Annotated in this window: 8 protein-coding genes and 2 pseudogenes; 3 read left to right on the top strand and 7 right to left on the bottom strand. The window is 68.4% G+C overall.

The window, feature by feature from the left end:
- Positions 1–2 precede the first annotated feature (2 nt).
- Positions 3–1,112 carry an FAD-dependent oxidoreductase gene (locus ETD86_RS49090; RefSeq protein WP_246149427.1) on the top strand — a complete coding sequence of 370 codons (1,110 nt, stop codon included), beginning with the start codon at positions 3–5 and terminating at the stop codon, positions 1,110–1,112.
- Between the two features lie 77 nt (positions 1,113–1,189).
- On the opposite strand, the pseudogene ETD86_RS49085 reads toward ETD86_RS49090, so the two are convergent.
- The 3 genes and pseudogenes from ETD86_RS49085 to ETD86_RS49075 form a co-directional block, all read right to left on the bottom strand.
- Positions 1,190–1,595: pseudogene (locus tag ETD86_RS49085) on the bottom strand (response regulator transcription factor); the annotation flags it as partial.
- 283 nt (positions 1,596–1,878) lie between these two features.
- The gene (locus ETD86_RS49080; RefSeq protein ID WP_138673489.1) at positions 1,879–2,598 is read right to left on the bottom strand and encodes a DUF998 domain-containing protein; all 720 of its coding nucleotides are present in this window, start codon (positions 2,596–2,598) and stop codon (positions 1,879–1,881) included.
- A gap of 50 nt (positions 2,599–2,648) precedes the next feature.
- Positions 2,649–3,470 (bottom strand): ArsR/SmtB family transcription factor, encoded by an 822-nt coding sequence (locus tag ETD86_RS49075; RefSeq protein ID WP_138673488.1) that lies wholly within the window; start codon positions 3,468–3,470, stop codon positions 2,649–2,651.
- A 204-nt stretch (positions 3,471–3,674) separates the two neighbouring features.
- Between ETD86_RS49075 and ETD86_RS49070 the strand changes: the two genes are divergently transcribed.
- Complete coding sequence (locus ETD86_RS49070) at positions 3,675–3,986, top strand: hypothetical protein (RefSeq protein WP_138673487.1); 312 nt, start codon at positions 3,675–3,677, stop codon at positions 3,984–3,986.
- Here ETD86_RS49070 and ETD86_RS49065 read toward each other — a convergent pair.
- From ETD86_RS49065 to ETD86_RS49050, 4 genes and pseudogenes are all read right to left on the bottom strand, one after another.
- Positions 3,980–5,009, bottom strand: a pseudogene (locus tag ETD86_RS49065) (winged helix DNA-binding domain-containing protein). The gene ETD86_RS49070 and the pseudogene ETD86_RS49065 overlap by 7 nt on opposite strands.
- A 518-nt stretch (positions 5,010–5,527) precedes the next feature.
- Positions 5,528–6,991 carry a glycosyl hydrolase gene (locus ETD86_RS49060; RefSeq protein WP_170223712.1) on the bottom strand — a complete coding sequence of 488 codons (1,464 nt, stop codon included), beginning with the start codon at positions 6,989–6,991 and terminating at the stop codon, positions 5,528–5,530.
- 384 nt (positions 6,992–7,375) lie between these two features.
- Positions 7,376–7,942, bottom strand: coding sequence for a hypothetical protein (locus tag ETD86_RS49055; RefSeq protein ID WP_170223711.1), 567 nt, complete (start codon positions 7,940–7,942; stop codon positions 7,376–7,378).
- Positions 7,915–8,508, bottom strand: coding sequence for a helix-turn-helix transcriptional regulator (locus tag ETD86_RS49050; protein ID WP_138673484.1), 594 nt, complete (start codon positions 8,506–8,508; stop codon positions 7,915–7,917). The genes ETD86_RS49055 and ETD86_RS49050 overlap by 28 nt, the downstream gene beginning before the upstream one ends.
- A 208-nt stretch (positions 8,509–8,716) precedes the next feature.
- On the opposite strand from ETD86_RS49050, the gene ETD86_RS49045 reads away from it, so the two are divergent.
- Positions 8,717–10,382: AfsR/SARP family transcriptional regulator (locus tag ETD86_RS49045; RefSeq protein WP_211370811.1), on the top strand; the 1,666-nt coding region annotated here is incomplete at its 3' end.

Genomic DNA, 10,382 nt, shown 5'->3' with positions numbered 1-10,382 from the left:
GGATCAGCGGGCTCGCGGCGGCGCGGGGATTGATCGCTGCAGGACACGAGGTGCTGGTGTTGGAGCAGGCGCGGGGGCTGCGCCTTGGGGGTGGGGCCATCACCCTGTGGTGCAACGGCACGGCGATCCTCGAGGACTTGGGCGTGGATCTGGAAGGGACGGGGCAGCGGCTGACGACGTTATGCCTGCGGACCGCCGGCGGCCGCCAGGTGCTGGAGTTCGACCTGGAAGCGCTGGCGCAACGGTTCGGGTCGGCGGCGAGGGTGATCCCGCGCGGGTCGCTGATCACCCTCCTGGAGAGCGGGCTCCCAGAGGGGACCGTACGGTTCGGCGCGCGGGTCACGCACCTGCAGGCCGACAGCGACGGCGTGCAGGTGAAGACGGAAACAGGCCAGGAGTACAGCGGCGACTTCCTGGTCGGAGCCGACGGGGTGCACTCGCAGGTACGTGCCCTCGTCCTGGGCGGTGACCAGGCCGCCCTGACCGGTGCGGCGATCTGGCAGGGCCTGACACCCGCCCCCTTCGACCCCGGGTCGACCACGACGCTGATGGTCGGCCGGCAGGGCGACTTCGGTTTCATGGGCGCGGGCGACGGGCTCATGCAGTGGTTCTTCGACGTGCCGTGGTCGCCGGGCGCGCCACCGGAGGACAAGCCGCTGGAGATGCTGCGTCGACAGTTCGCGGGATGGGGCTCGCCGGTCGAGCAGGTTCTGGCGTCGCTGGAGGACGGCGACGCCGAGGTGTTCCCGCACACCCGGCACAAAATCCCGTGCCGCTGGGGTGAGGGTCGGTGCGTGCTGCTCGGGGACGCGGCGCACGGGATGCCGCCCGTCATGGCGCACGGCACGAACCAGGCGCTCGAGGACGTGGCCACGCTGGTGGACTGCCTGGGCACCGTTCCCAATCCGACCGCAGTCGTGCGCGTCTACTCGTCCAAGCGGAGGCGGCAGGCGGCCCTGGCCTCCACGATCGCCTCACGCGCCCTCGCGGTGTCCGGCCCGAGGACATTGATGCAGAGCGAGTACCTCATGCGCATGAACGGCGCCACACCGCCGCGTCTTGCCACCCGGGGTTTCGGACATCTGCTGCGCGTCCTCAGCAGCCGAATCTGATGCCGGCGGCCGCCTGGAAGGCCACCACCCGGTGTCGACAGGCGGGATCGTCCGAACCGTCCCGGACGTTCCCCCGCTTACAGCCAGTCGTGTTCACGCGCGTACCGCGCCGCTTCGTGCCGGGTCGGGGGTCTGGGTCTTCTGCATCGCATGGGAGAGGTAGTTGCGCACCGTGCCCTCTGCCAGGTGGAGCCGGGCGGCGATGTCGGCGACCGCGTAGCCTTCGCCGGTCACCCGCGGCACGTCGATCTCACGGTCGGTGAGCGGGCAGTCGTCGATGACGGCGAGGGCGGAGATGTCCGGGTCGATCCATCGCTTGCCCCCGTGCAGGGTCTTGATGACCGAGACGATGTGCGCCGGTTCGGCGGACTTGCTGACGAAGCCCTGCACGCCGAGCTTCAGCGCCTTGCGGAGCGCGCCGGGCCTGGCATGGCGGGTCAGCATGAGGATCACCTGCTCCGGCCGTGCCCGGCGGAGCCGCGACCTGCGGCGCCCGCCGGGCCGAGCCGCCGACCTCCACCTCGCTCCCGTCGTCACGCCATGCCCGGGTGGCGCCCAGAATCCCGAACCGCATACGCGTCATCATCTCCCGCGTCGGGCATGCGTTCGACGTAATTCCGCGGGCAAGGGGCTTGGTTTGGGCTCTGAGCTGGGGAAACGCCTGGTCCGGTTATCAGGGCCGCCTGTGGCGCGGACAGGCCTTGCCCTCGCTGACGAGCAATTGACGCGTGGACAGCTTCATTGACCGACGGCCACCGCCTGCCTCTCAAAGGGCGGCTTGCGGGTGCAGCGAACGGTTCGCGGTCCGGGCGCGTGCCTCAACCATCAGACGGGCCGCGATCAGCGATGTCCATGCCCAGCTCAGGGCCAGCCCCGCCAGCGTCAGCCGAAAGTCGGCGGCTGGGAGGGCGGCGACGTTGAGGATGACGACGATTGGGGCGATCACCAGGCAGAACGTGGCCCAGCCGCGCCGGCCCATGGCGGCGAACCGACGGGCGAATATGGCGTACATGGCCAGGCCGGCCAGACCGGCGATGGCCGGGGCGAGGGAGTGCACGATTCCATGCCATGTGGCTTGCTCGGACATGCCCGGCGGGTAGCCGTTGATGGGGTCGGCGAGGAACGCCCCGCTGGCGATCAGGGATGCGCCGTTCATCCCGATCAGTAGCGGCGCCCACGTGCCGCCCCGGCCTGGACGCAGCACCCGCCGCGTCGCGACCGCGTAGGCCAGGACCAGCAGCCCGGTGACCACGAAGGTGGTGATCTGGATCCAGCCCAGGGGGCCAAGGCTCAGCGAGCTCAAGGGATGTCGTTGCAGATCGAATCCGGCCCGAGTGAGGGCCTGCGCCAGGACGCTGATGATGAACAGCGGGCCGGCGACGACTCCGCATGCGAGTAATGCGGTGGTCGACGTCTTGGTCGCCGGTAAGGATGGGTCGGCCGAGGCGCCGGATGTCGTGTGGCGCGTCGATTCCGTTGAGGCCATGATCGTGTCCTGTTCAGTGGTGGGTTTGGCCCGATTGATATCGACCGAGCTCAGCGGTCCAGCGGTTCGCCGGTCTCCAGCAGGGTCTTCAGGCCGCTGAGCATCCAGTTCCAGCCGCCGCCGGCGCCCTGGCTCTCCATCTCGCCGGCCAGCAACGCCGCCGTCAGCGGTGCGCCGCTCAGGTCGTGGGTCACCGTCAGTTTCGTGACGCCGCCTGGGCCTGCTGTGATCTCGTAGGTCAGCCGGGTGAAGCCCTCGGCCGCCATCGCCGGGTCCATCAGAACCCGCCAGGTCTGCACCAGCCTGTGCGGCGGGTCGACCTCGACCACCTCGCCGTCGATGGCCACCTCCGGCGCGCCCTGCGCGATCATTCCCTCGTTCGCCAGGCCCCGGTAGATGCCGCCCGGACGCAGGTCGTACTCGACGGCGCCGCCGTAGCCGTACTTCTGCGTCCACTCTGGCTGCGTGATCGCGTCCCAGATCGCCTGCGGCGTGGCCTTGATGTAGACCTGGTAGACCTGAACGGTCTGGGTGGGCGATGCGGTATCGGTCATGGTTCGTCCTTCCAGCTCGGCTTTGAGTTCGGCGAGCGCCGATGCCCGACGTTCGGTGTACTTGTCGATCCACCGGTCGTGGATCAGCCGGATCGGCACCGGGTTGAGGAAGTGCAGCTTCTCCCGGCCCGACTTGCGGGCGACGATCAGACCTGCCTCCTCGAGGAGGCGTAGGTGCTTCATGACGCCGAACCGGGTCATCTCCAATTCCGACTCAAGCTCGGTGAGCGTGCGGCCATCCCGCTCGAACAGCCGATCCAGCAGGTGCCGCCGGGTCGGGTCCGCCAGCGCCTTGAAAACCAGGTCATCGTCCGCCACGCCGCCAATATATGTGACCAAAAGGTCACATGTAAACCCATGGATCTGGCAGGACCGTTCGCGTCGCCGGCGGTGCCGATGGAAACCCCTTGACTCCGGTTGGACCGGGAACGTCCCTTGAGTTCCCTTGAACGGGCGGAACCGTCCACGGAGCGGGAAGATCCCTTGGGCTCACGCCGCCCGGTTGAGCTCGTCACACTCAGGATGACGGTGCTGATCGCTCCGGCTTCCGGAGCGCAGACCAGCCAGGGCACCATCCCTATCGTCGCCCGCGTGCCGATCGGCCAACCCGATCCGCTCCTGGCGCTCGAGCGGATCGCGGCGCAGACGGCTGCCGCGAAAGCCTCTTGTGCCCGGCCCCAGGCCGAGCTGTTTGGCCTGCGCCATGCCGGCGTAGATGGTCGGCGGCGGATCCGTCTGCGTTCCATCGGGAAAGCGCCCCGGACGCCATGGTTCTGTTCAGGCTGTTCGAGCGCCCCGCTCGAGCGGCTGATTCGTGGCGGGGAGCGTCAGTAGATGTCGAACTCGACGTCCACGGACGACGCGCCTCGCAACGGCGCGACCTGCTCGGCCTCATCCTGGAGCGGCTTCCTGTCCCGAGCTGGCAGCGGGCCGAACGTCTTGATGGTGATGGTCAGCTTCCGGCCGCTCTTGCGTGGCCGCCATATGCCGATGATCTCGCCGTTGGCGAGGACCGCGCCCGGTTCGCCGACCGTCTTCCACACTTCCCGGTGGTACTTCTTGTCGACGATTGTTTCGCGGTCGCATCTGGGTGTACGGGTCACGTGGCGGGAGCAGGCGCACCCCCTTCGGCTTCGCTGCCGACCGCAGTGCGTCGAGGTCCTCGGTGAGGATCCACGACTTGCCGCAGAACTCGACCTGCGTCAGCTCGTCCTCGACGAGGCTCCACCAGGGGTCGGTGTCACCGGCATTGATCCCCACCCACGCGGCGAAGTCCCTGCGTGTCGACGGTCCGTAGCAGCGCAGATAGCGGCGAAGCAGTTCGGCGCGCGCGACCTTCGGGTCGATGTCCGGGATCGGATGGCCGAGCCACTCGTCGACCAGGACGAACGGTGCTTTGTTCCCGGCGCGCGGCGCGAAGCAGGCAACCCGCTGCAACGTGAGGATGCGGATGCAGAAATGCACGACACCCTCACCGAGCGGCTGGCCCGGGGCGTAGGGACCTTTTCCTTCCCAGACGCCGCGTTGTTGCTTCGGCAGTTTGCGGGCAATCCGCGTGGCGAGTTCCGCGCCCAGCTCGTTGATGGCGAGTTGGCGCCCGGACAGCACGGCGTGGATCTCGGCGCCGGTCAGCTCGACCGCCTCGGTCAGGCCCATGTCGAGTTCGATCAACGCCTGCTCCACGCCGAGAATGAAATGGCGCATCGCCTCCTCGGTCGGCGGCAGCACGCCGGTGGTGAACACCGGGGCGTCCACAGCCGGGGAGTAGAACGGCGAGCCGCGCATGCACCAGGTCTGCAGCAGGCTCTTCTCCTCGGCGACCGCTTCCCCCACCTGTTCCTGTGTGAGGTTCTTCATCCTGGCGTGCAGGGCCAGCAGCGCCGACCCTGGCGGGCTGTTCTGAATTGCGCACCGGCCGGCCGCGTCGAGCAGCCCCGATTCCCCCAACCGTTCGGTGAGGTGGTGGGCGTTGAGGCGAAACGCGATGACGTCGCCTTTCGCGACCTTGTCAGCCACTGGCGCACACTATCGCGGTCCGCTCGAGTCTGCTCGCCGGGACGGCACTCGCGCGTGTTCCGCCAAGGTCTGTCGGGAACGATGCAAGCGACTCCGCCACCATCTCGCCGGCGAGACGCAGTGGAGCGATGCTCCGCGGCGCGCGGCGACCTCCACGGACCAGGTGGCCGCGATGTGCCTCGAGCGTGGTGAGCAGGTGCCGATCGCGCTATGACCCCCCTGTGGTCTGCCGTCGGCCTCGGGCGGGGGCCAAAGTCCGATCGGCGGCGGACCAGGGATCTCCACGTGATCGCTCCCGCCCCTCAGGTGGCGCCGGTGTCCTCGGTGTCGGGCCGCGCGCCCGACACCGAGGCCGGTCATCACCGCGGCGTGAGCAGCATGAGGCCGACCGCGTTCTTGGTCAGTCGCACCCGCTGCACCACCTTGGTCACCGGCGTGTCCGTTGTGGTGTCCATTTCGCGGGCGAAGGTGGTGGTGCCGTTGTAGTTGTAGTTGTTGTGCGTGGCGTCGACCAGCCAGCGCTCGATCCTGACCCGCCTGCCGGAGAACAGGTTTGAGGGCAGATTGTCCACCGTGATCGTGGTGTCGTAGACGTCACCACCCGTCTCGGCCTGGTAGTTCCAGTACATGACGGCCACCCGGCTGGAGTCGGCGTGCGCGAGAGCCGCCAGACCGATTCCATCGGTCTGGGCTGCTCCGGGGCTGATCCGCATGTCGAGCCGCTCACCGTCCAGGCTGGGCTTGAGCATGCCCAGCATCACCACGACGTGGCCGAACGGCAGGCGGACACCGTCCAGGCCCTCGACGAACATGTCCTTCCGCAGGTTCTCGCCGTGGTGGACCACCCATTGGAACGGGCGGTTCATCTTGCCGAGGATGTAGTACCTGCTGACCGCGGCGATCCCCGCGGCCTGGACGAGCTGGTCGTGCTTGAGGTCCGCTTCAGGGGTACGGCCGTGGGTTCCGCCGTCGGTGTCGCCGCCGTACAAGCCGAACTCGGTCACCCAGACCGGGGTCGCGGGGTTGAGACCGGCGCCGCTCAGCATGCTCTGCACCCGGCTGCGCTCGCTCTGGGCCTGGATCGGTGTGTCGAGCAGGCCATAAGATTGGTAGCAGACGAAGTCCAGCCGCTTGTCCTTGTCCTGGTCGGCGGCGTAGAGGGCGAAGAAGGGGTTCATCCACTCAGGGCGCGGCCGCGAGATCCCCGGCCCGCCCATGATGATCGGGATGGCGGGCTGCAGTTGCGCGTTCACCGCGTTGACCGCCCGGTAACCAGCCCGGTAGAAGGGGTAGAACTGGCTGGGTGTCATGTCCCCTGACGACGCCTGATTGGCCTCGCCCCATGGCACGACACTGTCGATCTGCGGATAGCGCTTCTTGTGGTCCAGCAGCGTGGTGCGCACGATCTCCTCCCACAGCGCCGGGGTCTTGGCGACGCTGGGCGAGCTGATGATCAAATGCAGTCGGCTGCTGTAGGAGGCGGCCTGGTCCAGGTAGGGGTAGTTCTTGGCCAGGTCGTAGGTGCCCGTGTCCGGGTTGTAGTAGCGGTCCGGCCTGGCGAAGACCCGCGCCCACTTGATGTGGAAGTCGTTCTTGAGCTGGTCCATCGTCTTGGGGCCGAGCGGGCCGCGCTTGAAGTACCAGTTGGCGTGCGTGTGGCTGATGTACCAGGCGGGGTTGGGGAAGCCGCCCATGCCCAACGAGGCGTTCACGGTGACGCTGCCGGAACGCACCGTACGCGCTGCGGCTGGGGTGGCGAGGCCAGCGGCGGCGAGGCCACCGATGCTCGCCAGCAGCGTACGGCGAGGCAGGTTCTTGTCCATGATGGTGGCTCCAGGAGTGGTCAGTTCAGGGCGCGGGGGCGATGCGCTGGACGTCATGGAGTGCCCCGGCCAGTTCGGTGAGTCGCTTTGTGCTCAGTCGGCCGGATCTTGCGAAGGATGTCCGTCTTCTTTCCAGCGCCGCGCACGCGGGTAGGACATCCTTGACGTCGCAACTCTCCTAATCCCCGTGCTCATCGTTCGGCTGGGATGCCATCCAAGCAAGGGCGATCTTCGTGAGGCAACTGACGACGCCTTCAGAGGCCTGCCGCCATACCGCCGACATACCGCACCCGCAGCCACGCCTCTGCGCATTCCTGCAGGGGATGGACCTGTTCGCCGCCCAGCCTGGTTCCGAGTGGAGGCATCCTGCCGCTTGGGGCGCTGTCAACAATTGAGGGCGGCGGTGGTCTGGGGTCGGCCCGAGGCTGGGTCCAAGGCTACGGGGAACGTTCGCCCATCGGCCACCCGGATCTCAACTGAACTCGGCCCCGTCCACTTGACCGAGTCGAAGGCGTCGTCGGGGTCGTCGTCGTTGAAGCAAGCGAGATCCCATTCCCTGCTGAGCAACCCGCCGTCCTTGCGGACGCTGAGCCACACCACCATGTCCGGCCCGAGACCCGCCGGCGACTGCTGGAGCCGGATCCTGTACGGAGCCGGTCCGTCGACGAAGCCGACCTCATCGGTAGCGGTGAACGCAAGGACGACCACCTCCACGAACAGCGCGGCACTCGCGCCCAGCCCGGCAAGGACACCGATCAGGACGCGTAACCACCTCCACCGCAGCCCGGCGGCGGCCCACGCCATCAGGATGCAGGCCAGCGCACCGAGCGCGAACGGATGGTTCAGGTGTTCGCTCAAGAGCACCAGATCGGAGTCGTGGAAGTACACCAGAGCCGCGAGGCCGCCCACACCAAGCGAGGCGGCTAGCGGCACGAGTGAGCGAGGAGACATCGTGGATCCCGTCGGTGAGGTGCACCGAGATCATGACAGCACCGCGGTGCCGTAACCGCGCAGTGCGCGGAATTCAAACGAAACCCGCACATCCTCCGGCGTGACACCCAGCTGGACCGCCTGCGGATGGCCGCATGCCCTGTGTGGCAAGACACCGGTAGTCGCTGACCTGTGTTTGGGCTGTTGCGCCATGCCTCGAACCCGAGGGCGACGTCAAGCATGGTCAGCAGGGAGGCGAGCATCTGCGGGGTCTCCGCGCCGAGGTGCAGGAGACAGCTGTGCTCGTCCACCGCTTCCAGCCGCCCGTTCAAGGGCCACATCCGCTGCCGTGCCGACAAGCTGCGCCAATCGGCCCTGTCGAGATCCCAGGCGACCAGATACCAGCGATAGCAGCGCTGTCCCCAGGACAAGCGGTGCGGCTCGGTGCGGCGAGTGGATCCGCCGCCGTCGTGTCCGCGGTATTCGAAATGCAGCTGTCGATGGTCGCGGCAGGCGGTGGCGACGATGGTCAGCCGGTCGGCGTCGACGCTCGGAGCGCTGGCGGCCGCGACGGTGGCGATCTGCAAGGCGCGGGTCGATGTGGATTATCCTGGCCAGCCGGTACGGACGCCGTGGGCCGTCCTGCCGTTGGTCTCCCCTGGCGATCGGTAGCCTGCAAGTCACATGTAAGCCTGCACGTCTAGACATGCGCATGTGAACCAAGACGCCGGAAGTCCGCACGAAGACGGCGTTCCATCCATCATCACCGCGAATACCCCCGAACATCTCGTCACAATGCCGACCCCGTTAAAGGAGGGGAGCACGCTCCTCATGGCGCTGGAGATCAGATTCCTTGGTCCGTGGCAGGTCCTGGCCGGTCACGAACCGGTCCGGGTTGCCGGGCAACGACGCATCGGCGTGCTGGCCAGACTCGCCCTGGACGCCGGGCAGGCCGTACCCACCGAGCGGATCCTCACCGACATCTGGGAAGACAGCTCCGCGGCGACCACGGCCAAACAACTCCACATCGTGATCTCCAAACTCCGCGAAACTTTCGAACCCCACACCACCGAAGAGATCATCGAGACCGTACCCGGCGGCTACCGGCTCGCGCTCGAACCCGACCACATCGACGCCCACCTGTTCACCCGCCTGGCCAAACGCGCCCGCACCGCTCAGGCGCAGGGGGCCACGACCGCCGCGGACGCCCTGTTCCGCACAGCCCTGCAGTTGTGGCGAGGCCAACCACTGGCCGGGCTGACCGCCCCCTGGGCACGAATCGAAGCCACCCGACTGGAAGAAGAACACCTCACTGTCCTGGAAGACCACGCCGATCTCCGCCTCGCCGCCGGCGAGCACCATGCGCTGACCGCCGACCTGGCCGTACACGTGCGGGCGCACCCACTGCGCGAACGCCCCGCCGCCCAGCTCATGCTCGCCCTGCACCGCGCCGGCCGCCCATCCGAGGCACTCGCCGTCTTCCAGGACACCCGCCGGATCATGGTCTCCGAACTCGGCATCGAACCCGGCGCCCAACTACGCCGCCTGCACCAGGCCGTGCTGGCCAAGGACCCCGTCCTCGACCTGACCACCCCGGCCCAACAGGTCACGGTCAGCGAGCCGTACATCCCGGCCGAACTGCCCGCCGACACCCACGCCTTCACCGCCCGCGCCAACGAGATCCACCACCTACGCACCGCACTCGGCCCCGCCGACGGACCCACCCACGGGCCTGCCATCACCGTGATCGACGGACCCGGCGGCATCGGCAAATCCGCCCTGGCCGTCCACGTCGCCCACGCCATGGCCGCCCGATTCACCGACGGCGTCATTTACCTCAACCTGCACGGATCCACCCCCGGACTCGACCCACTGACCCCGGCCCAAGCCCTGCGCCACCTGCTGCGCTCCCTCGGCCTGGACGGCACCGCCGTCCCCGCCGCCCCGGGCGAGGCCGCCGCCCGCTACCGCTCCCTGACCGCGACCTGCAACCTGCTGGTCATCCTGGACAACGCCCGCGACGCCCGACAGATCCGCCCGCTCATCCCCGCCGGCCCTGGCTGCCGGATCCTGATCACCAGCCGGGACCCGCTGGCCACCCTGGACAACGCCCACCATCTCCACCTGGGCACCCTGGACGCCGCCGACGCCGCCGCGCTACTGTCCCGCTTGGCCGGACCCGACCGGGTACGCGCCGAACCGCAGGCGGCCGAGCGGATCGTCCACCTGTGCGGCGGCTTCCCCCTCGCCCTGCGGATCGTCGGCGCCCGCCTGGCCGCCCGCCCCGACTGGACCCTGTCCGACCTGGAAACACGGCTGGCCGACGCCACCCGCCGGCTGGACGTGCTGGAGTACGCCGACCTGGCCGTCCGCGCCGGCATCGCGGTCAGCCACCACCACCTCCGAGAAGAACCCACCGGCCGCGACGCCGCCCACCTGCTGCCGCTGCTCGGTCTGCTGG

It is taken from the genome of Nonomuraea turkmeniaca, assembly GCF_005889735.1.
GTDB classification, from domain to species: domain Bacteria; phylum Actinomycetota; class Actinomycetes; order Streptosporangiales; family Streptosporangiaceae; genus Nonomuraea; species Nonomuraea turkmeniaca.
Note: the sequence above shows the minus strand (reverse complement) of the source record. Positions and strands in the feature narration are given on the sequence as shown.